The 24,617-nt window shown below is 37.2% G+C and carries 17 protein-coding genes; 5 read left to right on the top strand and 12 right to left on the bottom strand.

The genetic code is table 11. The features are described 5' to 3' along the window. Positions 1-239 precede the first annotated feature (239 nt). The 5 genes from ACFIM6_RS00385 to ACFIM6_RS00365 all read left to right on the top strand — a co-directional run bounded on the left by ACFIM6_RS00385 (position 240) and on the right by ACFIM6_RS00365 (position 8,553). A complete protein-coding gene (locus ACFIM6_RS00385) occupies positions 240-1,271 on the top strand; it encodes an AAA family ATPase (RefSeq protein ID WP_375611171.1) in 1,032 nt (343 codons plus the stop codon). Next, a complete protein-coding gene (locus ACFIM6_RS00380; protein WP_375611170.1) occupies positions 1,272-2,183 on the top strand; it encodes a DUF58 domain-containing protein in 912 nt (303 codons plus the stop codon). Continuing rightward, complete coding sequence (locus ACFIM6_RS00375; RefSeq protein WP_375611169.1) at positions 2,180-4,978, top strand: DUF4159 domain-containing protein; 2,799 nt, start codon at positions 2,180-2,182, stop codon at positions 4,976-4,978. The genes ACFIM6_RS00380 and ACFIM6_RS00375 overlap by 4 nt, the downstream gene beginning before the upstream one ends. Then, on the top strand, positions 4,975-7,071 hold the full coding sequence (locus ACFIM6_RS00370; RefSeq protein ID WP_375611168.1) for a glutamine amidotransferase: 2,097 nt from the start codon (positions 4,975-4,977) through the stop codon (positions 7,069-7,071). The genes ACFIM6_RS00375 and ACFIM6_RS00370 overlap by 4 nt, the downstream gene beginning before the upstream one ends. Positions 7,072-7,668: 597 nt before the next feature. Then, the gene (locus tag ACFIM6_RS00365) at positions 7,669-8,553 is read left to right on the top strand and encodes a metallophosphoesterase family protein (RefSeq protein ID WP_375611167.1); all 885 of its coding nucleotides are present in this window, start codon (positions 7,669-7,671) and stop codon (positions 8,551-8,553) included. Positions 8,554-9,928: 1,375 nt separating this feature from the next. Here the strand turns inward: ACFIM6_RS00365 and ACFIM6_RS00360 are convergent. The 12 genes from ACFIM6_RS00360 to ACFIM6_RS00305 all read right to left on the bottom strand — a co-directional run bounded on the left by ACFIM6_RS00360 (position 9,929) and on the right by ACFIM6_RS00305 (position 24,390). Continuing rightward, positions 9,929-10,753: an outer membrane protein gene (locus ACFIM6_RS00360; protein WP_375611166.1), complete on the bottom strand. Its 825-nt coding sequence runs from the start codon at positions 10,751-10,753 to the stop codon at positions 9,929-9,931. Between the two features lie 451 nt (positions 10,754-11,204). Continuing rightward, positions 11,205-14,150: a bifunctional [glutamine synthetase] adenylyltransferase/[glutamine synthetase]-adenylyl-L-tyrosine phosphorylase gene (locus ACFIM6_RS00355; RefSeq protein WP_375611165.1), complete on the bottom strand. Its 2,946-nt coding sequence runs from the start codon at positions 14,148-14,150 to the stop codon at positions 11,205-11,207. Between the two features lie 70 nt (positions 14,151-14,220). Further along, positions 14,221-15,603 carry an ATP-binding protein gene (locus ACFIM6_RS00350; RefSeq protein ID WP_375611164.1) on the bottom strand — a complete coding sequence of 461 codons (1,383 nt, stop codon included), beginning with the start codon at positions 15,601-15,603 and terminating at the stop codon, positions 14,221-14,223. Continuing rightward, complete coding sequence (locus ACFIM6_RS00345; RefSeq protein WP_273791552.1) at positions 15,600-16,286, bottom strand: response regulator transcription factor; 687 nt, start codon at positions 16,284-16,286, stop codon at positions 15,600-15,602. The genes ACFIM6_RS00350 and ACFIM6_RS00345 overlap by 4 nt, the downstream gene beginning before the upstream one ends. 72 nt (positions 16,287-16,358) lie before the next feature. Next, on the bottom strand, positions 16,359-17,870 hold the full coding sequence (locus tag ACFIM6_RS00340; protein WP_375611163.1) for a Do family serine endopeptidase: 1,512 nt from the start codon (positions 17,868-17,870) through the stop codon (positions 16,359-16,361). A 217-nt stretch (positions 17,871-18,087) separates the two neighbouring features. Then, a complete protein-coding gene (locus ACFIM6_RS00335) occupies positions 18,088-18,498 on the bottom strand; it encodes a cytochrome c-type biogenesis protein CcmH (protein ID WP_375611162.1) in 411 nt (136 codons plus the stop codon). Between the two features lies 1 nt (position 18,499). Further along, positions 18,500-20,479: a heme lyase CcmF/NrfE family subunit gene (locus tag ACFIM6_RS00330; RefSeq protein WP_375611161.1), complete on the bottom strand. Its 1,980-nt coding sequence runs from the start codon at positions 20,477-20,479 to the stop codon at positions 18,500-18,502. A gap of 7 nt (positions 20,480-20,486) precedes the next feature. Beyond that, a complete protein-coding gene (gene ccmE / locus ACFIM6_RS00325; RefSeq protein ID WP_375611160.1) occupies positions 20,487-20,966 on the bottom strand; it encodes a cytochrome c maturation protein CcmE in 480 nt (159 codons plus the stop codon). Between the two features lie 77 nt (positions 20,967-21,043). After that, entirely contained in the window at positions 21,044-21,814 is a 771-nt protein-coding gene (locus ACFIM6_RS00320) for a tetratricopeptide repeat protein (RefSeq protein WP_375611159.1), read from the bottom strand. Positions 21,815-22,048: 234 nt separating this feature from the next. Beyond that, positions 22,049-23,467, bottom strand: coding sequence for an ATP-binding protein (locus ACFIM6_RS00315; protein WP_375611158.1), 1,419 nt, complete (start codon positions 23,465-23,467; stop codon positions 22,049-22,051). Further along, entirely contained in the window at positions 23,467-24,132 is a 666-nt protein-coding gene (locus tag ACFIM6_RS00310) for a response regulator transcription factor (RefSeq protein WP_375611293.1), read from the bottom strand. The genes ACFIM6_RS00315 and ACFIM6_RS00310 overlap by 1 nt, the downstream gene beginning before the upstream one ends. Before the next feature lie 21 nt (positions 24,133-24,153). Further along, on the bottom strand, positions 24,154-24,390 hold the full coding sequence (locus ACFIM6_RS00305) for a hypothetical protein (protein ID WP_375611157.1): 237 nt from the start codon (positions 24,388-24,390) through the stop codon (positions 24,154-24,156). Between the last annotated feature and the right edge of the window lie 227 nt (positions 24,391-24,617).

Here is a 24,617-nt window from a genome sequence, read left to right as displayed (position 1 = left end):
ACCTTTCAAAAAAGTTGTCTTCATTGCTTTAAAAAACTCTCTTCATAAAACAAATTTTTTAAGACATCCCTTATAAAGCACGTCTATTCTTCCAAAGAAACTTTTCTCTTCTATACGAATATGAAAAAAAACGGCATATGATACTTCATTTCTTCTCATTTTCTGTTACAAACAATAAGATATCCATTATCATGCAGAGAAAATTACCATTTTTGCGACAAACGCCTTAAGGAAGAAATATGAGTCAACATGATCCATCATCCAATTCTATAAAAAAGGTCAATATCAATCATGAAGCTCAAGTCATTATTGATGATATTGATACGGCACACAAAGAGTTGGATATTTTACAAAAAGAAATTGACAAAGTTATTTTTGGGCAAAATCAGGTAATCGAATATGCTTTAATCGCTATTTTTGCTGGTGGTCACGCCCTTCTTGTCGGGGCTCCAGGACTTGCAAAAACACGTCTTGTTGAAACATTGGGAACAGTCTTAGGGCTTGATGAAAAACGCATCCAATTCACTCCTGACTTAATGCCATCGGATATTATTGGTTCTGAAATTATGGATTCCGATAAAGACGGTAAACGTTCTTTTCGATACATTCAAGGTCCTATTTTCACGCAACTTCTCATGGCCGATGAAATCAATCGTGCTTCCCCACGGACACAGTCAGCCCTTTTACAAGCTATGCAAGAATATCATGTTACTGTTGCAGGTACCCGTTATGATTTGCCACAACCTTTTCATGTTCTTGCAACGCAAAATCCTCTCGAACAAGAAGGGACCTATCCACTTCCTGAAGCACAACTGGATCGCTTTTTGATGCAAATCGATATTGACTATCCTGACCTCACAACAGAGCGACGGATTATTTTAGAAACAACAAAAGAAAAAAAATCAAATGCAAAACCAATTTTATCCGGCAAAAAATTGCAAAAAATTCAAAATATCGTTCGCAAAATGCCTCTTTCAGAAAGTGTGATCGAAGCTATTTTAAAAATTGTCCGCTCATCTCGCCCTCATAAAGACAATAGCCTTGCTAATACTTATGTTTCTTGGGGACCTGGTCCACGGGCATCACAAGCCCTTTCACTTTGTGTTCGCGCCCGTGCTCTTTATTATGGACGCTTAGCCCCTTCACTTGATGATGTTGAAGCATTGGCCTATCCTGTATTACAACACCGCATGGCTCTTAATTTTTCTGCCCGTGCTGAAGATATAACCGTAAAAGATATTATTAATAACCTTGTGAAAGATGCTCTTTGAATGGCTCTTGGCAAAAAAGTTTTACAAAAGCCTCCATTGTCGCTGGCAAATGAACTGCATAAGGATACTGGCAAAATGCCATATTTCCTTTTACAAGCGCGTCATATCGCTAATACATTGATAACCGGATGGCATAGACAACGTAAAAGCGGTAATGGGGAAAACTTTTGGCAATTTCGTCCCTATATGGAAGGAGAATCCATTAGCCGCATTGACTGGCGTCGCTCAGCGCGTGATGAAAATACATATCTCCGTGAACATGAATGGCAAATGACACAAACCGTTTGGCTTTGTCCTGATCAGAGCGCATCAATGCATTACTGTTCGCGCTTTTCTAAAATCTCTAAAGGTAATCATGCCATTATTCTTACCCTTACCTTGGCATCCCTTCTTGCACGCAGTGGCGAACATATTGCTATTCCTAACTTAATGTCCCCCACAATGACATCCAATGTCGTAGAACGAATAGCCTTTGCTTTAGAAAATCATTCCGATGAAAATTTATTTCCGGATTTTTCAACGATTACACGCTTTTCACATGTCGTTATAATGAGTGATTTTCTCGATTATCCTGAAAAAATCATCCAACATTTAACCGTTTTAACTACAAAACAGGTGACAGCTCATTTAATTGAAATCTCTGATCCCGCAGAAGAAAGCTTTCCCTACACAGGTCACACAGAATTTTTGGATCCCGAAACGAAAGAGAAACATGTTTCCACTAAAGCAGAAGATCTTCGTAAGAGCTATTGTAAACTATATCACGCAAGGCGACAAGAATTGGTAAATTTTTGCGCACGCCAAGGATGGTCTTATCACGTTAGTACAACAGATCAACCTTTAACAGAGACCATTTTTCATCTTGCAAATACAATGAGCGACTCTCCATTGCAAAAAAGGAGGGCACTTTGAGTTTTGCTGCTCCCTTTCTGTTACTAGGGCTTTTGTTCCTACCGGTCATTTGGTGGCTGTTGCGGATAACTCCTCCATCTCCGCGTAAAGAGCTTTTTCCCCCTTTTCGCTTCTTACCCAAACCAACTCATCAACAAGAAACAGCAAAACATACACCTTGGTGGTTGCTCTTGTTGCGTTTAACCATAGCGGCACTTGTTATCATAGCTCTAGCACGCCCCACTTGGAATCAAAAACCAATAAGCTTTTCCGGATCTCAACCCCTTGCACTCATTATTGATAATGGTTGGGTTTCTGTAAAAGAATGGAAACAGCGCATCTCTATCGCTGAAATGCTCCTTGCACAGGCAGAAAAACAGCAAAAAAATATTTATCTTGTTGCAACGGCTGAAAATAATATCTCCAATATAGAGCCCCAACCAGCCAAGATTATAAAACAGCATTTAATGCATTTGCAACCGCGTCCTTGGCCTGTCAACCGTGTGCATGCCTTCAAAAAACTCAGCGAAAGAACCAAAGGAAAACCTCTTGATATTGCTTATTTAAGTGATGGATTACAAACAAATGAAGATGAGCAAGCTTTTGCTCTTCTTGAAGAATTAAAACCTAGAAACTTCTTGTGGTATTTGACTGATATTTCCGATTTAACCGGCATAACATCCATAGAAAATAATAATGGAAACATGGGCGCGCGTATTATCCGCTCAACAACACACAGTAATACTCCCGCTATACTCAGCCTTTACGATTCAAATAATCAACTTCTCGGTCAATTTACGAACAAGTTCTCTGAAGGAGAAACAACAGCACTTGTTCCTTTTAATGTACCACTTGAACTACGCAATGATATCGCTTGGATAAAAATAAACAATCAAAACCATGCTGCTGCAACCTTCTTGGTAGATAGCCATAACAGGATAAGCCGTGTTGCTCTTCTCTCACCCGATACCAATGAAATGGCACAGCCTTTACTTGCTCCATTTTATTACATTATCAAAGCCTTACAAGGTCATACACAGCTTATAACAGCCGGTGGAAGAGAACTTTCAACGGATATTGATCATTTGCTTAAACAAAATCCATCTGTTTTGATTATGGGTGACATTGTTAACATACCCCCAAAAGCAGAAAAAAAACTTTCTGATTTTGTGAATAAAGGGGGAACACTCATCCGCTTTGCAGGAGAAAAACTCAGTAGCGCAGAACATTACGATAACCTTCTTCCGATACCACTGCGCCCAGGTCAACGTTCCCTTGGAAGTATTATGTCTTGGACAAAACCACAAAAGCTTGCCCCTTTTGCAAAAAATAGCTTTTTCTTTGGTCTTCCCTTTCCAGGAGATGTTACTGTCTCGCGCCAAATCCTCGCAGAACCAACCCCAGATCTTTTTGAAAAAACGTGGCTTAGCCTTTCGGATGGAACTCCTCTTGTTACCGCAGCAAAACGTGGTAAAGGAACCCTCATTCTCATTCATGTTGCTCCTGACCCAACATGGTCTAACCTTCCTCTTTCTGGCTTTTTTGCACAAATGCTGCAAAAATTAATCACATTAGGTTCTAACGAAAACACAAACCTAACACACAGAGAAAAAAGAACAGTGATACAAAACCCTTGGCGAACTATAGCCATTGACGGACAATTACAAGTACCACCCTCTGATGTTGTTCCTTTGATCTTTGACTCTCAAAATCCACCCCATCCTTCCTACCATACTCCCCCAGGACTTTATGGTGCCAAAAACAATTTTTATGCACTCAATCTCTTAACTCATTCGTCGCACTTGATGAAACAATCATCATTGCCAACTTCTCTTAATAAAAGCCCTTTATCTTACGATACAAAAGAAAAAAATCTTATCGGTCCACTTTTAGGATTAGCCATCTTATTATTCGCCTTTGACAATTTTCTCATTTTATGGATGGGAGATATTTTTTCTTTCATGAAACGGCGTAATATGTTTCTCGTCCCCTTTATAAGTCTTATTGCCTTGTTTTCATATGATCCAACTCTTCATGCACAAACGAAAGAAAATCATCATGATAGTGTACAAGCTGCTGGCGCAACACATCTTGCCTATGTTATAACCAATAATCATGAAATTGATACAACGAGTAAAAGTGGTCTAGAAGCGTTAAGTCAATTTATCGCAGAGCGCACAATGCTTACCCTTGGCTCTGTTACAGCACTTGATCTCGATAAAGATGAACTCTCTTTTTATCCTCTTATTTACTGGCCAATTGATGTTAAGAGTCCTATACCAACCCCCAAAAGCCTTGAAAAAATAAATAACTTTATGAAACATGGGGGAACAATTTTATTTGACACGCGCGATCAGATAAAGAGCAATCTTAATCTTGAAGGAGACGCTACTCCAGAAACGCAAAGATTACGAGATATCTTAAAAGAGTTAAATATTCCATCCATTGAGCCAGCATCAACAGATCATGTTGTTGCACGTTCTTTTTATATTATGCCAGATTTTCCTGGTCTCTACCGTGGTTCACCTTTATGGGTTGAATCCTCATCAACAAACAAAAAAAATAAAAACTCTCTTGCCAACGGCGATAACGTAAGCTCCCTTCTCATCACCGCAAATAACTTTGCTGGGGCTTGGGCACTCGATGAAAAAGGGGCATGGAAATATCCCCTTGTTCCCAATGATCCAATGCAACGTCTATGGGCATTTCGTGCAGGTTTAAATATTGTCCTTTATGTGCTTACAGGAAACTATAAAGCGGATCAAGTGCATGTTCCAGCACTCTTGGAACGCTTTAAAAGAGAAAGAAGGCAATGATATCATTTTTCACTTTTCAGCCTTTTTTACCACTCTTTTGGATTCTGCTCTTAAGCGGAATATCGATTCTTTTTGTCGTTGTTGGTCTTGTTACGCAACGGCAAGGTTCTTTATTTCGTCTGATGGCATTAAGCGCCCTTATCCTTGCTTTGCTCAATCCAATGATCATAAAAGAACAGCGCGAACCACTGAAAAGCACAGTAGGCATTGTCATTGACCGCAGCAAAAGCCAATCATTTGGAACACGTACAAATGATAGTGATGAAGCGCGCAGGCAATTAGTCGAAACACTGGCGCATTATCCACAATTTGAACCACGCTTTATTGAAGCTGGGAAACTTGCTGATAATCAATATGCACCCTCAACGAATTTGTTTGAAGCTTTAACACAAGCATTATCTGATGTACCGTTCTCTCGTTATGCAGGAACCATTTTTATCACCGATGGACAAGTGCATGACATCCCTGACCTATCAGATCTTCATCATGAAGCACCTCTCAATGCCCTGATTACAGGATACTCAGATGAATTTGATCGCCAAATCAAGTTTATTTCTCCTCCACGCTTTGCCCTTGTCAACAAACCACAAACGCTCTCCATTTTGGTAGAAGATAAAGGCCCCGCCAAAAAAACAATATCAGAGAAAGCAAATATTACACTAAGCGTCAATGGACAAGACATTGGCCATTATTCTGTAACTCCTGGCGTGATTTTTCAAACTGAAATTACCCTTCCTCATGCTGAAAAAAATATTATCCAAGTTATAACTGATCCACACAAAGGTGAACTAAGCTTGGAAAACAACCGCGCCATAACAATTATTGAAGGAATCAGAGAAAATTTACGCGTTCTTCTTATTTCAGGTGCTCCTTATAATGGAGAACGGACATGGCGAGACCTTTTGAAAGGTGACTCCAATATTGATCTTGTTCACTTTACTATTTTGCGTCCCCCCACCAAAGCAGATAATACGCCCTCAAGCCAATTATCCTTAGTGGTCTTTCCCACAAGAAAACTCTTTGTTGAAGAAATTAATAACTTTGATCTCATCATCCTTGATGGCTACCAGCACTCTACTGTTCTCCCCTTAATCTATTATGATTATATCGCCCAATATGTACAAAAGGGGGGTGCATTGTTGATGGTAACAGGACCTGAATTTACCCAAAAAAACTCACTTGCGAAAACACCTTTAATAAGCATTCTACCGGCATTGCCCAATGGAACTATTATTGAAAAACCTTTTCGCCCCACATTAACCAAAGAAGGTGAGCGCCATCCTGTCACAAGGGGTCTTGCAACACTTAACCTTCCCGCTTCTCAATGGGGGCAATGGTTGCGACAAATTGCTATTCAAAACATAAATAACGGAATCGCCCTCATGAAAGGAGCGGATGAACAACCACTTTTACTTCTCTCCCATGTTGATAAAGGACGTGTGGGCATGTTGCTTTCTGATGAAAGTTGGCTTTGGGCACGAGGTTTCGAAGGCGGTGGTCCTTATGCTGCTCTTTATCGTCGTATTGCCCATTGGCTCATGAAAGAACCAGAACTTGAGGAAGAAAAATTAAGTGCGACTAGCAGCCATCATCATTTAACAATTCGCCGCCAAACTCTAAAAGACCATCCAGAACCCGCTGAAATAATCTTTCCCTCTGGAAAAAAAGAAAATATTACTCTGACCAAAGAGAAAGAAGGCCTTTTTACTGCAACTGTGACCACTGATGAGACAGGAATTTTTAACATTAAAAATGGCGGTTTAACAATACTTTCTTCTGTAGGGATGCTCGATAATCTTGAGTTGTTTGACTTGATTTCAACACAAGAAAAACTAGCCCCCATTATTAAGCACACTGGTGGCTACATCGGACGTTTACACCCTGAAGGAAAAGAAAACATTCATCTTCCTCCATTTAAGCTGATTCAATCAAAAACAAGTCCGTCCTCTTCCCCAGCACATTCAATTGTTCTGAAAGAAGCAACAGAAACCCGTTTAATCAATACCTTTTATTTTTCGATATTTTCTGGTTTTTTTGCACTGCTTGCTTGCCTTTTACTGTTGAGCAGCATGTGGTATTATGAAGGCCGTTAAAAAGTCTGAGATTTCGTATAATAGTTTTAAAATTCAGCTTATCTTTTTACGTATTTACTTGTCTTTTGTAATTAGATAACGTATTGATTTATAACTCAAAATACAGTGGAATTCTCCTTATTTCCAATATCCTCATATTAAAACAATAAAAAACATTCTCTTGCGTATTATTAGAAGGGATGCTGTATGGATAGAAACCATTGAAGAAAAGAGTGAAATACCTCTTATGAATCCTCTTAAAGCAAAGCAAGGATTTTCATAAAATTGGGGGAAAATAGTATGATGTTTTTTATTTGCACCTTGTATTAAGTGTAGAGATGGTAGTGTACAGTAAGCCCTATATAGTTCACAGAAGCTTTCCATTATAATATCGAGTACCATCGTGAAATTAGCTCAAACGCATTGAGAAATGTTTTTTTTACAAATATGTGAATCTACAACACAATGATATTTTATTAGGGATATTCTATTTGGAACATTCCGCTTGAGACATTCTTTTTTGCAAGCTAATTTTCATTTTACAATCTTTCTTGCCTTTAAGCACTAACTTATCTTATGTTTATTCTTTAAATCGTTTTTAATACTTTACGAGCTTTTATGTTTTATCTTGCCCATATATCGGATGTACATCTTTCCCCTCTCCCGCAACCTTCCCTTTTTGAACTTTCTGGGAAACGTCTTACCGGTTATCTGAACTGGCAAAAAAAACGTAAGAGTCAGATGGCAACAGATGTCCTAGAAACTTTAATAGATGCCTTGAACAAAACAAAACCTGATCACCTTGTGATCTCTGGTGATCTTGTAAATCTTGCTCTCGATAAAGAATTTGTACAAGCTCATCGTTGGCTACTTAACCTAGGAAAACCTCAAGATATTTCTTTGACATTTGGAAATCACGATGCCTATGTCCGCGGCGCTTTACAAAAAGCATGCACTCTCTTTAAACCTTGGATTACAGGTGACATCCCTCAAAAAAGTGCCTTTCCTTATATGCGCATTCGCAAAGATGTTGCCATCATAGCAGCTTCTTCAGCCATTGCGACATTGCCTTTTCAAGCTTCTGGCTATTTTGGTAAAATGCAAGCGCAAACTTTACCGCTCTTTTTAAAGGAAGCAGCACAGCGCAACCTTTTTCGTGTCGTCATGATTCACCACCCCCCCTTTCCAAAGGCAACGTCTTGGCATAAAAAACTACGGGATATAAAACGTTTTCTAGACATTATCAAATACCACGGTTGTGAGCTTATTCTTCACGGACATACTCATTTACCCACATTGAATTACATTGAAGGACCAATTAAAAAAATTCCTATTGTTGGTGTTCCTTCCGCATCACAAGCTTTTGGTGATAAAAAACCGCCCGCAGGCTTTAATTTATTTTCCATTGAACGCTTACAAAATCAATGGCATTGCCAATTACAACGTTATAGCATTATCAACCCCAAAAACGAGATTGCATGTACTGAAACAATTAATCTTTAAACACCTTCATAGTTGCCCAAACAACAAAAAATAAAAACATTTTTATTTCACATCCCTTTGGAAATCATAATTCTTATTTCCCTTTTTCTCCTTAAAAGATAAAGTTTCACCTTCTCTGTCAATAGATCAATTTTTCTCAGACAGTTCCATCTGCTGCCCCACTTATGTGACTAGCTTTTTACAAACTTATCGGTTTTCTTCCTTCCCGCTCTAAAGGACGAAAATTCTACCACATCTGATTTATAAATAATTCGGATTCTTGTCTCACGGGTTCCAGCTGCTAATTGCGCATGTGATTTACTTCACAAAGCTCTACACATAAACCCTGCTTTGAATTTCATCATCCACTCCTCCAAAAGCATCTAATGCCTAAAATCCTTATATTATTACAATGATGATATTTTATAGAATAATAGAGAAGCTCATTCAGCTTCTATACCTGAAAATCAATGGCTAAAAAAGCCAAATAATAACTAAAGTATATAATTTAAATAACCCAACCTACTTGTGATTCATAAACAAATGATGTTGATTGATTTATCGTAAATAGATTTGAAATGATCCATTACTATTTCACTCGAAATTTATTATCGTACATTAAAAAATTAGGAAAATAATAGATTATATTTCGATAACAGACATAGGTAATAATGTTTTTATGTCTCAATAAATTCCTAATTTTCTCTCTATTTTTTCCTATAAATCACTTTATAATACTCTTTATAATTATTTTATTATTGAATTATATTGCGGATGTAATTTTACGTTCTTTAGAGTTTTTTTGCGAGCTTTTTGTTATTAAATAAAATATTTTACGATACCGCAAAACAGAAAAGTTGATTGTATGAAAAATCTTTCAAATAAAATAAAATGCCATTAGCTTGCCAATTCACATGTTGGTTTAAAAAAGCATCTTTTAAAGCACCCAAACCCATTTCCCGACGGTACCTATGAATGATGTAATGTTAAGTCCATTTAGCAACACCATCTTCACGTTTATGGAAAAGCAAGCTAGTATCAAAATCTCACACTTTGCCACCCCCTAATGTAGCGACAGCCTTTAGCACTTAAAATGGTTCATAAGAAGCATTTTTATTCTTTCTTTAATGTTTTTATCTCACGACGCCCCCTCTTTTTGACGTGCAAAAGACATGGTTTTGATCGGTTCAATATGGTATAGGTTTAAAATGAGAAAATCTTATGACACTTGGGTCTCTCACTCAACATGACAAAAAGTAATTTATGTTTACAAATCAAAGTATTGTTCGAATAAAATAGTAGCTCTTTTGAGTAAAGGATATTTACTAGAACATATCTGAAAAATAAAAGCCTCATTCGAAAATGAGACTTTTGAAGTGTTTAATTCTGCAAAAAATTAAAATTTATAAGCTACACCCACACGAAAATCATTTGTCTTGTAGCCCATTTCAAATTTATCCTGTATGAACTTCTTTTTGCCAAAATCTGAATAACGATATTCTGCACGTACAATAATATTATCAGTCATTGCAAAATCAATACCACCTCCAAGGGTATAACCAATCATGGTCTTTTTTTCATCATGCAACCAATCAGAAAAATCAACTTCTCCATTTTTGCTATCAGCTACTGCCGCAAAAATATTCTGAAGCTGCGTATAAGCAATCCCTCCAGAAATATAAGGCATCATACGCTCAATCGCAAAACCAACTCTCACCCGTGTAGCACCAGCCCATTTTTGTTTTAAAGTATGACGTACAGCTTTAATAGGTGTTGTCGAATCCTCCTCATGCAAATCTCTTGTTAGACTTGTTTTTTCTACAAGTTTTGGTGTTTCTTCAGTTGAACTTTTTTTCGGTAGATTGACATCTTTAGAATTCTTTTTACCAAACCACATAATATCTGTATCAATACCTATAATAAAACTATTATCGATATCAATATTGGAACCTGCATAAACTCCCCCGATAAAACCAGAAAGTTTAGGTAAATTCTCCTTTCCAATTGGATTCCATATCCCTGTCTCATGTTTTAAATAACTTGCAGTTGTTTTACCTGAAAAGTTACCAATCTGTCCTCCAAGATAAAATCCTGTCCAAGACAAAGCAGGTGCTGGAATAACAGGAACAGGTTGTTCAGGAATAACGATATCCGACGCCTGTACTACAGAAATTGAAATTAAAGAAAATATAGATGTTGAGGCTAAATACTTTGTAATCATAATTGCTCCCCTAAAAGCTAATGTGATACATAAATAATGATAAATCGTTTCACAATTTTTTGAAAAAATCTATAGCAAAAATGACACAGTTAAAAAATTAAAATTAGTTTTAAATAAAGCTTAAATATTATTTATAATTTCCAGAAGCTATTAATCTATAGTAGCTTTTATAGCTTCATATTGATCATTATTACCTAGAACTATATAAATAATTATAATGTCAATTTTTTGAAAAAATGAGATAACGCTCATAAAAAATATGATTCACTAAATTAATCACTCACCGCTTTTTGTATAAAGAATGATACCTAGAATGGAGAATTTTTTCATCACACTTGAAAAAACAGTAGAGAACTTCACTCTAACCCTCTCAAGCGTCTATGAAATGAAAGACAAAAATTAATATATAAAAATGGAATTAATAATTTTTATTTATTCTTATAGAATTATTTTAATATTTCATGATTTTTGTAAAAACTGAACAGACCAATTGCCCAGTTTCTGCAATTAATTTTTCCACACGAAGCAAATCAGGTTCCCCAACACTCTTTAACAAAAGATCACTTAATCCAGCTGGCATATCATTGGGATCAAGAGAATCATTTAAGCAAAGTCGTATAATTTGACTCAAATTTGTATAGAGACCATAGGCATAATGTAAATCAGCAACACATGACTGATTAAGAAAACTGTTTGGTAAGTGATCTAAAATATCCGCTGTCGTCGCTCCAATTTGAAACTCAATGACATGCGTAATAAGAGAAAATTGAGCAATAAACTCCAAATCCATAATGCCACCAGACATCGTTTTTAAATCCCATTGATTTTTTGGCGGCTTTTCTTTTGCAATCAAGGCACGCATTTCACATACTTCTTTTGCAACTTCCTTCTTATCACGAGAAATAGCAATAATTGCACACACTTCATTTTCTAGCTTTTGTAAAAAATCAGGGTCTCCTGCAATGCCTCGAGCCCTTGTTAAAGCAAGATATTCCCATATCCATGCTTCTTGGCGATAATACTTTTTAAAAAATGGAAAAGAAACAGCAATAGGTCCTTTATTGCCTAATGGCCGTAACCTTAAATCAACGACATAAAGAATACCTTGGCTTGTAAGAGTGGATAAAGCAGAAACGAGGCGTTGTGCTAAACGCGTATAATATTGAGAGATATAAAGAGGCTTTTCTCCATCAGATATTTCTGCATCATCATCGTGTTCATAAAGCAAAACGAGGTCAACATCGGAATCTGCTGTTAATTCGCGACTTCCAAGCTTCCCCATACCCAATATGCCAACACGCCCCCCTTTAATACGACCATGAAGACGAGAAAATTCCTCTTGAACAGTAGCAAATGTTTTTGTAATCATAAGATCAGCAAGCGCAGTAAAAGCAAAACCCGCTCTTTCTCCTGTAATTGTACCGTTTAAAATTCGAATACCAATCAAAAAACGTTGTTCATCTGCAAAAATCCTTAAATGGTCAAGAATTTCCTCATAAGAAAGAACATTTTCAAGAAAATATTCAAGCCGTTTTTCTAAGTACGTTTTGGTCGGTAATTCTGAAAGAATATTCGGATCTAACATTCCATCAAAAACATGGGATCTGCGTGTAATAATTTCTGCAAGACGTGGAGCAGCACCCATAATAAGGACAAGCATATCCAAAAGAGAGGGATTAGACTGCAAAAGACTAAAAAGCTGAATTCCTGAAGGTAAGCCCTGTAAAAAACCATCAAAACGCAACATCGCCTCATCAGCTCGTTTTGTCCCACCAAAAGCTTTCAAAAGAGCTGGTGTTAATTCCGTTAATCTCTCGCGTGCTTCGGCTGATTGCGTTGCTTTATAACGACCAAAATGGAGCGTGCGCATAATACGACAAATATCACTTGCTCTTTCGAAGCCTAAACGGCTTAACGTTATTAATGTCTCCGGATCATCTTCTTCACCGGTAAAAACTAAATTACCAATTTCTAAACCAAGTTCTTGCTCATTCTCAAACAGTGCAGCATAATGTTTTTCAACAACCTGAAGTGTTTTTAATAAATCACGGATAAAACTGCTCCTGTCTTGATAACCCATTAAATAGGCAACACTCGTGAATTGAGCTGTATCATTTGGAAGAAGATGTGTTTGTTCATCGAAAAGCATTTGAATACGATGTTCCACATTTCGAAGAAATGCATAACTTTTTATAAGGCTATTTCTCGTTTTCTCACTGATCCAACCAAGCGTGTGAAGTTCTGCTAACATTGCAACTGTCTGACGTCCACGTAATTGAGGAAAACGTCCACCAGCAATGAGCTGCTGTGTCTGAACAAAAAACTCAATCTCACGAATACCACCACGACCTAACTTTATATTATGCCCATAAGCTGCAATTTGACCGTAATTTTTATGCGCATGAATTTGACGTTTGATCGAATGAATATCAGCAATAGCAGCATAATCTAAATATTTCCGCCACACATAGGGAAAAAGCTCTTTGAGAAAGTTAAAACCTGCCCTCTTATCACCAGCAACTGGACGTGCTTTAATCATGGCTGCTCGTTCCCAATTTTGCCCACGCCCTTCGTAATAACGCAATGCAGTCCTTACTGGTAAGGCCAAAGGGGTTGAACCTGGATCTGGACGAAGACGAAAATCAAGACGAAAAACATATCCTTCCGCAGTGCGTTCTTGAATGATACGGATTAATCGGCGTACCATTTTAGAAAATACGTCAACACTTTCAGAAAGATTACCAATATGAGGTGATGTTTCATCAATGAAAACAATAAGATCAATATCAGAAGAATAATTAAGTTCCCCTGCTCCTAACTTTCCCATCCCTAAAATAATTAAACCACAGTCTTTTTCTGGATTCTCACGGCTTAATAAATTGATCTTACCATGATCATGCGCTTCTCTTAATAGAAAACGTAGTGCTACACTTAATGCTGCTTCGCCCAAACGTGTCAACCAAGCACATGAAACTTCGTAAGTAAAAACACCACCCAAATCAGCTAAAGCAATAAGAACATGCGCTTCTCGTTTTTTGCGCCTTAAAGCAGCCATCAATGAAGTTTCATTTATAGCTTCATCCTCATCAATAGCTGTAATATCATCTATAATTTCGCTCAGCTTTGTTTCTATATCAACATTTAATAAAGCACTAAGATATGATGGGTTGGCAATTAAAACCTCACGCAAAAAAGGAGATAAGGTCATAACCGAACTGATAAAATCAATCTGCGTTCCACTCTCTGAAATGATGGAAACAAGCGATTCTAAACCTTCTTTCCTTGCTTGTTCTTCCATGTCTTTTAACCATTGGGAACCACTTTTATCGAGAGGACATAAAGGGAGAAGCTGTGTTTTTAAAAAAGCTTGTTTCGTCTCTGCTCCCTTGAAAAGCATTTTGCTTTCCTTTCTATTGCTTTATACTTTTAAAATAGTTGTTACGTATGAAAAGTGAAGAAAAATATCTTTAAGGAAATAACAAAATAGCCCTAAGCCCTGGATTTGCATTTTCAAGTAACAATTCACCCCCGTGAAGCTTCATAACCGCTTTTGCTATACTTAAACCAATCCCAAACCCAGGTTGTGTGCGGCTTTCTTCAAGACGAACAAATCGTTCTGTCACTTTTTCACGTTTATCCTCTGCTATTCCTGGTCCATTATCGCTCACAACAACTAATAAATGTTCATCACGATATTCCATTGATAAGCAAACCTTCGCTTGCCTTCCACCTTTAGGCGCATATTTAATTGCATTATCTATAAGATTAAAAATTGATTGCGCAACAAGCTCACGATTCAATTTTAGCTCTTTATCAAATATATCTCCCAACTGAAGTAAAACACCTGACTCTTCAGCAAAAGGTTCGTAAAGCTCAACAGCATCCTCAAGGATCAGTTTCATATTAATCATTTCAAGATGTTCAATTGCACTGCTGGCCTCAATACGTGAAATCATTAAAATCGCATTGAACGTACAAATAAGTTGATCTGATTCTGCAATAACCCTATCAAGGACCTGACGATATTCAAGCTTTGTCTTATTTCCTGAAAGCGCTTCTTCAGCGCGATTTCTAAGACGCGTTAACGGCGTTTTCAGATCATGAGCAATATTATCTGATACTTGACGTAAACCAATATTTAACTCTTCAATGCGGTCTAACATAACATTAAGATTGGTTGACAATCGATCAAACTCATCCCCTACTCCAGAAACAGGTAAACGCCCACTGAAATCACCATCCATCAAGCGCTGTGATGCAGCCGTTACATGATCAATCCTTTGTAAAGCTCTCCTGCCAACAAAAAACCATATGAGTAAAGCGCCTCCAACCATTGCAGCAAGTGCAATGATCACAGCTTTGCGAATAACAACAGCAAAACGTTCTGGCTCATCCAAATCACGTCCTATAAGAATCTTCATAGCATTAGGTAAATCAACAATAACTGCCAAAGCGCGATGTTCACTTGTTTTGCCATGTTCTCCAAAACGGGAATACAAAAAAGAGGTAGAAATAAAACCACTCTGATTCAAAAGACCTAATTCAATACGTGCTACATTTCCAGCTAAAATACGCCCCATAGAATCTGTAACAAGATAAAGAAATGCTCCTGGTTGTCTTGAACGATAATCAATAGTGCGCATTAATAAGGATAATCCCCCATAATTATAAGCATTTTCAATATACTTTAATTCTTCATGTAAAGCCTGTTCAGTTTGCTCTGTTAACAATGAAGCAGAAAATGCCGTCATATAAATAGAAAGTCCTGTTGCCACCAATCCAAACAATAAAATGTAAAGTGCTGAAAGCCTTAGCGCCGTCGTGCGCATTATATTAATCAAACGATTCATGCTTTGTTATCTGGTACTTTCAGCATATATCCAGCTCCACGCACTGTATGGAGAAGGGGAACATCAAAATCTTTTTCAATTTTGGCTCTCAAACGAGAGATATGGACATCAATGACATTCGTTTGTGGATCAAAATGGTAATTCCAAACGTTTTCCAAAAGCATAGTGCGTGTAACAACCTGCCCCGCATAACGCATCAAATATTCAAGTAAACGAAACTCTCGTGGTTGCAATAGAATGTTTCTATCACCTCGTTTTACCGTATGTGCTAACCGATCAAGCTCAAGATTACCTACACAGTAAACAGTTTCTGCTTCTTTAGGATTTTTCCGCCGTTGTAAAACTTCAACACGCGCAAGAAGTTCAGAAAAAGCATAAGGCTTTGTCAAATAATCATCTCCCCCTGCACGCAGCCCCGTTACACGATCATTAACTTGCCCTAAAGCAGACAGAATAAGAACCGGTGTTTCATTGCCTTTAGCGCGCAATTCAGCAATAATAGAAAGACCATCACGATGCAAAAGCATTCGGTCAACAACCATAACGTCATAATTTTCCGTGGTTGCTAAAGCGTATCCCGTATCTCCATCATAAGCAACATCAACAGAATGCCCTACTTCCAAAAATGCTTTTTCGAGATAATGCCCCGTCTCATGATCATCTTCAATAACGAGTATCTTCATAAAACGTATCTCCATTATTTTATTATGTTGTAGGACAAATGTTTAATAAACATTTGTCCTACAACTAAAGCCTTATTTTTTGAAAATTGGAAGAGCAACAAAACGATTTTGATCATTTGTTCGCACTTGTAAGAGTATAGCCTTTCGTCCTAACTGCTGAGCATTTTTGATTGTGTTAATAATATCAGAGACTCGTTTAACTGGTTTATTATTTACTGTCACAATGATATCACCAGGGCGTATCCCTTTATCTGCAGCATCTGAATCGGTATCGACATCCGTTACGACAACCCCTACACCATCATCAGAAGGCATAACAATCAAACCATAATCTTCCAATGTTTCATCTAAATCACTCTGTCCATTTGAATATTTTGAAGTCTCTTTCTTACTTTCATCTTCAGACATTGAAGCGAGTTTAACCTTTATACTCTCCTCCTTACCTGATCTCCAAATCCCTATGGTTACCATTTCTCCTGGTTTAATATTTGCAATACGTTTCGCCAGCTCACGCGCATCAGCAACTTTTTCATTATTCACTGAAATAATTACATCACCCGCTTTAATACCAGCCTTTTCTGCCGGTCCTTTTAACGGATCAGTAACCAAAGCACCTTTGGCTTCTTTCAATCCTATTGAATCGGAAATCTCCTTTGTTACCGGCTGAATCTGAACACCTAACCAACCACGTTGAACTGAACCTTTTTCAATAAGTTGTTGTACAACCTGTTTTACAGTCGCTGCTGGAATAGCAAAAGCAATCCCAACATTTCCTCCAGAAGGAGAAAAAATTGCTGTATTAACCCCAACAACCTTTCCATTAAGATCAAACGTTGGACCACCAGAGTTCCCTCTATTAACAGCAGCATCAATCTGAATAAAATCATCGTACACACCAGTGCCAATATCACGTCCACGTGCAGAAACAATACCTGCTGTCACAGTTCCACCAAGACCAAATGGATTCCCAATGGCAACAACCCAATCTCCAACACGAAGCTTTGAATCATCACCAAAATCAACATAAGAAAATTTTCTTTTATCATTCACTTTTAATACGGCAAGGTCGGTTTTTGGGTCTTTCCCAATGAGCTTTGCGTTCAATTCTGTACCATCATCAAGAACAACAGTATAACTTGTTCCATCAGAAATCACATGATCATTGGTCACAATGTAACCATCAGATGAAATAAAAAAACCCGATCCAAAAGCAACAGGACGGAGTCTCTGCGATTGGTGCGGAAATTTATTTTTAGGTTTATCAAAATCATAAAACTCTTTAAAAAATCTTTTTAAAGGATGCTGATCTGGTAATTGATCAAGTCCTGGACCACTAAAAAAGTTGCTAAAGAACCTATCTTCTTTCTTTTTATTGCTCTTTACTTGTACTGCTACAACGGCTGGTTTCACTTGAGCAACAATATCGGCAAATCCCTGTTGTTGCATTAACGAAGTAAATACAGAACTTGCATGAGCCTTTGTCATCCACAAGCTTGATGTACATCCACTAAAAAACAGTGCACTTTCCAATATCGCAGAAAAACTCACTGCGACAAATGTTTTAAAGAAAGCCTTTTTAACCATTTATTCTATGCTCCTATTCAATCATACCTTTATTTCAATTCCGATCACTTATAAAATACCAGACCTTACCATTTTCTGTCTAAATTATTAAAGTTTTGTAAGGTTTCAGTATTCCCTAATATAATTACAATAAGATTGTCTGCTCATTGCAGATGATCTGATTTTTTCTTTTATGTAACATTTTTTTTAATGCAATGACATTTTTGACTGTTCTTTTTCATTCACATAACGCATGATTATTCCGTTTGAAGTGGAAAAATATGATACTTACGCCAATGATAATAATGATCAAAGGCGAGAACCATAAAAACCAAGTTATCTTATTCAATGGTGGTTTCAAGAGAATAAATTCACCATATCGCTCAACAAGAAAGTCAGTGACTTGCTGATTACTATAGCCCATTTTTAGCCTTTCCCGAATTAAAAGCCGTAAATCACGTGCTAAAGCAGCATCTGAATCATCAATTGATTGATTTTGACAAACCGGACAACGTAAATGCGATGAAATATGGCGTGCTCGCGCTTCAAGAATCTTATCCTTTAAAATCTCATCCGGCTCTACTGCTATTGCTAATCGAAAAGGAAATGTTGCAATTAAAAAAAATACAATCCAAAGAATTTTTTTCATCTCAATGTCTTTTCCAAAAATTTAAAGCAAGCACTACCCTATTGTACATGCCAATGCGAAACCAATACCCCAGAAGAGAAAGACATCCCCCCATAGCCATCATGAATGCCCCTAACCAAATACATATTACATAAGGCTTCCACCATACGTGCACAACGAGACCCCGATTATCGATATGTCCCGGTATAATATATAGCTGCGATAAGCCACGATTTTTAAGACCAACTTCTGTTGTTGATGTATTTTGGCTTGAATAAAATCGCTTTGAGGCTGTTACATGACCCACAATGTTTTTATTTTCATATATTTTAAAATAAAATTCCATTGTCGAATAATTCGAACCAACACCATCATGCACTGCATCAAAATGAAGCGTTTTATCCGCTATCGTCACCCTATCCCCTACGTTCATGATTAAAATACGTTCTTGCCCAAAACTTGCCACGCAAACAATACCAAATAATGTAACGCCTAATCCCATATGTGCTATTGCTGCACCAAAAGTAGACCATGGCAATCCAAGAAATCTCTTAACGCGTACTGAAAAAGCTCTCTTACCATATCCACTCTTTCCCCATAGATCCGCTAAACTGCCTAAAAAAACAAACGCTGAAAGCCCAATCCCTAAAACTGCAAAAATATCACGCACAGATGTCGCATAGAATATTATAAAACAGACGATACCAACCAATACAAAAACAAACCACAAGCGTTCAAAAACTGCAAGAAAATCACCGCGTTTCCATGCCATCATTGTCCCAAATGGAACAAACAACAACAGCAAAACCATTAGCGGTCCACAGGTAAGATTAAAAAAAGCAGCCCCTACAGAAATTTTTTGCCCTGTTAATATCTCAATAAAATAAGGATAAAGCGTACCAATCAATACTGTTGCTGTTATTGTTGTCAGTAACAAGTTATTTAAAACAATAAACCCTTCACGTGAAATTGGTTGAAAAAATCTTTCTGTTTTTAAAATAGGGGTACGCAAAGCAAAAAGAAGAAAAGCAGCTCCCGTAAAAAAAAATAAAAGAGCAAGAATTGCTTGCCCGCGTGCTGGATCAACAGCAAAACTATGAACAGAAACTAAAAGCCCAGAACGCACAAGAAAAGTTCCCATCAGAGAAAGGGAAAAAGTAAGCAGCGCTAAAAACAGAGTCCAACTTTTCAATATTTCTCGTTTTTCGAGAACAAGAGCAGAATGTAAAAGAGCCGTTCCTGAAAGCCACGGCATAAACGAAACATTTTCAACAGGATCCCAAAACCAATACCCCCCCCATCCTAGCTCATAATAAGCCCAATAAGAGCCAACCATAATACCCAATGTCAAAAAACACCAAGCAAGTAAAAGCCACGGACGAATCCCACGCGCCCAAATTCTATCAACATGTCCCATAATCAATGCCGCAACGGCAAAAGAAAAACAAAGTGAAAAACCGACATAACCTAAATAAAGTAGCGGTGGATGAATTGCTAATGCGATATCTTGTAAAAGAGGATTGAGACCATTTCCCTGCAATGCTGGTGGATTTACACGTAAAAATGGATTGGATACAAAAAGAATAAATAAAAGAAAAGCAGTTGTAATCCAACTTTGGCAAATTAAAACAAGCGTCTTAAAATCTTCTGGCAAATGTTGGCTAAAAAAAGCCATCAATGCGCTAAAAAAAGCAAGACTTAAAACCCATAACAACATAGAGCCTTCGTGGTTGCCCCAAACACCTGTAATTTTATAGAGCATCGGTTTTTCTGAATGAGAATTCTCAACAACGTTCAAAACAGAAAAATCAGATACGACATAAGCATAAATTATCACTAAAAAAGATAAAAGCAGTAATGTAAAAGTAATATATGTTAGAGGAACAACTGTTTGCATTAACAAACGCTCTCTCCACCAAAAACCTAAAGCAGGTAAAAATGCCCCTAATAAGCTTACTGAAAATGCTGCAGCTAAAAAAATATGACCCAGTTCGACAAGCACAATCGAATTATTTCTCCATAATGTAATGTTTTTTCAAACGATCAGCTGTTTCTTTAGGCATATAAGTTTCATCATGTTTTGCTAAAATACGCATCCCTATAAAAAAGCCCTGTTTATCGAAATGCCCTTCTACGATCACCCCCTGACCTTCACGAAAAAGATCCGGTAAGGCACCATTGAAAACTACTTTTTCATGTTTTTTGTTATCCGTTACAAAAAAAACAACGCCTCTCTCTCCAACATATTGAACAGTTCCCTTTTCAACAAAGCCACCCAAACGCAAAGGGCGCTCCGTTAAAATATCTTCTCTTGTAATTTCAGAGGGCATTCTAAAAAAACTGACCGCATGACGCATTGCATACACTATGAGACTTGCTGCAATTGTCATAACCAAACAACATAATAATATGATCAGTAAGCGCTTTTTTTTTCGCTGCTCTAAAATAACCTTCCATGAGGCAGAATTCTTTAAAGATTGACTGTTCATAGACACTCTGCGAAAAAATTTTAAATACGTTATAATTAAGTATCAATATTTTATTTTTTAAGAGCTTTGCACATCTTCTACATAGGTGCAAGATTTCTTTTCTTTGTATGCTCACTCGATAAATCACGTAACTGAATCATCATTTTTTTAACACGTGATTGTCCTGAAAAATTTTCAGGCATTGTATCAAGAAAGCTTTGTAAAAATTGTACTGCCTGCGCAGTTTTTCCTGCTTGATGCAATGCATCGGCCAACAATAAACGTGGATAAAAATCTGTTGGCGCTAAATCTGCTGCTTTTTGAAAAGCATTTTGCGCTTCTTGCGTTATCACTCCCCCTTCATAACCAACCAATGCTAAACCGTATCCTACAAGCCTTGGAGCTGTTTCTCCATTCAAACGAAGTGCATCTAAATAAGTATTCACTGCTTCTTGAAAAAGGCTTTCTTCGAGATACCCTACCGCTAACGCATCTGCTAGTTTGCCATCATGAGGTGCACGGAAAAAAAGCACTTGTAAACGAATAAGCTTTTCTTGCTTACTAAGAGTTTGAGGATCCTTATCCATTAATTCGCTAAAAAAATAACTTTTCACTTCTGGATTGCCTGTCAGCCCATAAATATTCCATGTCATAAGGAGAACAAATAAGATACTTAAAGCCTTAAGAATATTTCTTTTTTTATAATGCATATAAAGCTTGTTAAACTCAATCATACGCTTATGGCTTCTGTAACCATCCACGGTTTGAACTTTCCATTCTTTTTTTATCTCATCGTCAAAACGTAGTGAAAGAAAAAGAACACTTGCCAGAAAAATCAGAAAAAATGCTGCAAAAATTAATAAGAGCATATCGTTTTTTTCCAATACGAACAGAGAATAACTCGCTTACATTTTATCCTCTTCATGAGAAAAGTGATGTGAATTAATAAAAATTCATTTTTTCATGGAGAATATTATAAAATCTATTATATACATCAATTAAACAAAGAAACTAAAAACAATGTTTCCCTACTCTTTGATGTATTATCTGAAAATACTGCTTTACAAACTTTATAGACATTTCTTGCTTAAGGAGAAAATATGTTATTCTCCCATCTTAGGTAATAAAACTTTTGCATACAACCCACCCAAATCAGAACGTGATAAAAAGAGATTGCCACCATATTCACTGACCATATCTGAAACAATTGCTAACCCTAAGCCTGACCCTAGTTTACTTTCATTAAACCGCCGCCCTCTTTTTAATGCTTCATCAATTTTGTCTTCTGTTAAACCAGGACCATCATCTTCTACAAAGATACTAAAATATTCTGTTTCTTCAGCATTTTCTTCTAAACAACAAGAGATCAAAACCTTTGCGCGAGACCACTGAGTAGCATTTTCAATCAAATTCCCTATAATTTCTTCTAAATCTTCCTTCTCTCCAGAAAAAACAATATCATCAACATCCATAATAAATTGAATTTGTTTTTCAGGATTAAGCTTTTTCATAACCCGTACCAAGCGTTCAAGCACACTGCGAACAGACGTATGATAGACAACACTATCGCATTGTGCTGCAATCCGCGCACGCTGAAGATAATGATTGATTTGAGCTTGCATTATTTGCGTTTGCTCTCTCAACAAACTAGCCTTTTCTCCGCGCATCTTATCTGTCTCATTCATAATCACGGATAGAGGCGTCTTCAATGAATGCGCGAGATTACCAACCTGTGTGCGAAATCGCTCGATAATACGCTGATTATTATTAATGAGAGCATTCATCTCTTGTACAAGCGGCATCACTTCGCTTACTAAATCCGTATTCACATAATGAACTCTTCCTTCGCGAATATCATTCAATGCACGTCGAATAAGCTTCAACGGTTGAAAACTAAAGAAAATAATAGCAATATTAATAAGAACACTCCCGATACCGAAACTCCAAAGAAAAATTTGCAAAGTTCGCTTAAATTCCTTTACCTGGGCATGAGCTTCATCGATATTCCCAACAAGCCGAAAACGTGCAATATGATTTTTATTATCAAGAACAACATCACTCTCAATCACTTGTAGCTTTTGACCATTGTTCCCCGTTATCCGATAAGAGCGAAAGAATTTATTGTCAAAAGGTATATCAACATCACTTGGTGTAAATATCTCGCCTGTTCCCAATGAGGGAGATGTCAATCTTCCTTTTAAATTATGGGATATCGCAACAACTTCCCAATACCATCCTGTTGTTGGATCAGAATAACGAATATCATCAATCCCAGCCCCTCCTATCAAAGTACCTTCCGATGACACCGTCACTGTTGCAATAAGACTGTAGAGTTGAGCAGAAAGGATACGCTCTAGGCTTTGTTCAGTCGAACGCTTATAAAATAAAATACTTACTGCAGAAATCGATAAAAGAGAAATAACAACCCATAATGTTGATAAGATCATAACACGTAAACTGAGAGATCGAGTAATTACAAAAAAGAACCTCCTATACCAATTATTCTCTTCAAAAACATTCATTAATCACCTCGCGTTCTCACGCGATATCCCATTCCTCGAATAGTTTCAATCAAATTCACTCCAAGCTTTTTCCGTAACCGACCTACAAAGACTTCCACCGTATTCGAATCCTTATCAAAATCCTGATCATAAAGATGTTCAGTAAGCTCTGTTCTTGAAATGACCCTGTCACAATGATGCATGAGATACGAAAGCAGTCTGAATTCATAAGATGTTAGTTTAATCAATTGACCATCCACAAAAACACGAGACGTCTTTGTATCCAACAAAACATTTCCGCAACATAATGCACTTGTCGCATGTCCCGTAGTGCGACGAATTAATGCTCGCAAGCGCGCCATCACCTCCTCCAAATGAAATGGCTTCACAACATAATCGTCAGCTCCAGCATCAATACCGTGCACCTTATCAGACCAACGGTCTCGCGCCGTTAGCATTAAAACAGGCATGGAGAGCCCTTCTTGACGCCACTTTTCAACAACACTAATACCATCAATCTGCGGTAAACCTATATCAAGTATCACCGCGTCGTAAGACTCTGTGCTCCCTAAAAAATAAGCCTCTTCACCATCGAAAGCACTATCGGAAACATATCCTGCACGTCTTACAGCTTCTGCTAATTGATGGTGAAGATTCCGATCATCTTCAACGATTAAGATACGCATCACAACACCATCTGCCAAAAACTAATCAGCAGGAACAAAAAATTCAACACGACGTAACTTTTCACCATTACGGGCTGGTACAACAACCACAATTGCACACATGTTCTTTCCATCCTGAACAACCGGTTTTGAACGGACGAGAACCCCGCTCTCTTGTGCGGCAGCCTTCTTACCTACTTCAGCACACCCAGAAGCTAGAACAGAATCTGCTCCTAAAAAAGCTGCTATTATTACGAACAAGAATTTTTTTTTCATCATAAATATTTCAATAACCCATCTCTTCTCTTCCTTGATAAAGGGTAAAAGAAATAATGGTTTTTTTTAGTCGATTAAAAAATCACAAATGGAAATAATTTATCCTCTATCTTACAGAATAACATATTAACATTACTCCAAATTTTTAAAAAATCAAAAAAATATTTTTAATAATGAGAATAAAATTTATTCAATAAAATAATAAAATATTAATATACTATCTTACAAAA

Origin of the sequence: Bartonella sp. AA9NXGY, assembly GCF_042196845.1 — a bacterium.
Lineage (GTDB): Bacteria > Pseudomonadota > Alphaproteobacteria > Rhizobiales > Rhizobiaceae > Bartonella.
Note: the sequence above shows the minus strand (reverse complement) of the source record. Positions and strands in the feature narration are given on the sequence as shown.

Coding starts and splice junctions, on each gene's coding strand:
- ACFIM6_RS00315 (WP_375611158.1), bottom strand. CDS start 23,467: ATGAATGTTTTTGAAGAGAATAATTGGTATAGGAGGTTCTTTTTTGTA.
- ACFIM6_RS00380 (WP_375611170.1), top strand. CDS start 1,272: ATGGCTCTTGGCAAAAAAGTTTTACAAAAGCCTCCATTGTCGCTGGCA.
- ACFIM6_RS00385 (WP_375611171.1), top strand. CDS start 240: ATGAGTCAACATGATCCATCATCCAATTCTATAAAAAAGGTCAATATC.
- ACFIM6_RS00310 (WP_375611293.1), bottom strand. CDS start 24,132: ATGCGTATCTTAATCGTTGAAGATGATCGGAATCTTCACCATCAATTA.
- ccmE (WP_375611160.1), bottom strand. CDS start 20,966: ATGAACAGTCAATCTTTAAAGAATTCTGCCTCATGGAAGGTTATTTTA.
- ACFIM6_RS00365 (WP_375611167.1), top strand. CDS start 7,669: ATGTTTTATCTTGCCCATATATCGGATGTACATCTTTCCCCTCTCCCG.
- ACFIM6_RS00340 (WP_375611163.1), bottom strand. CDS start 17,870: ATGGTTAAAAAGGCTTTCTTTAAAACATTTGTCGCAGTGAGTTTTTCT.
- ACFIM6_RS00370 (WP_375611168.1), top strand. CDS start 4,975: ATGATATCATTTTTCACTTTTCAGCCTTTTTTACCACTCTTTTGGATT.
- ACFIM6_RS00350 (WP_375611164.1), bottom strand. CDS start 15,603: ATGAATCGTTTGATTAATATAATGCGCACGACGGCGCTAAGGCTTTCA.
- ACFIM6_RS00355 (WP_375611165.1), bottom strand. CDS start 14,150: ATGCTTTTCAAGGGAGCAGAGACGAAACAAGCTTTTTTAAAAACACAG.
- ACFIM6_RS00335 (WP_375611162.1), bottom strand. CDS start 18,498: ATGAAAAAAATTCTTTGGATTGTATTTTTTTTAATTGCAACATTTCCT.
- ACFIM6_RS00360 (WP_375611166.1), bottom strand. CDS start 10,753: ATGATTACAAAGTATTTAGCCTCAACATCTATATTTTCTTTAATTTCA.
- ACFIM6_RS00305 (WP_375611157.1), bottom strand. CDS start 24,390: ATGATGAAAAAAAAATTCTTGTTCGTAATAATAGCAGCTTTTTTAGGA.
- ACFIM6_RS00345 (WP_273791552.1), bottom strand. CDS start 16,286: ATGAAGATACTCGTTATTGAAGATGATCATGAGACGGGGCATTATCTC.
- ACFIM6_RS00320 (WP_375611159.1), bottom strand. CDS start 21,814: ATGCTCTTATTAATTTTTGCAGCATTTTTTCTGATTTTTCTGGCAAGT.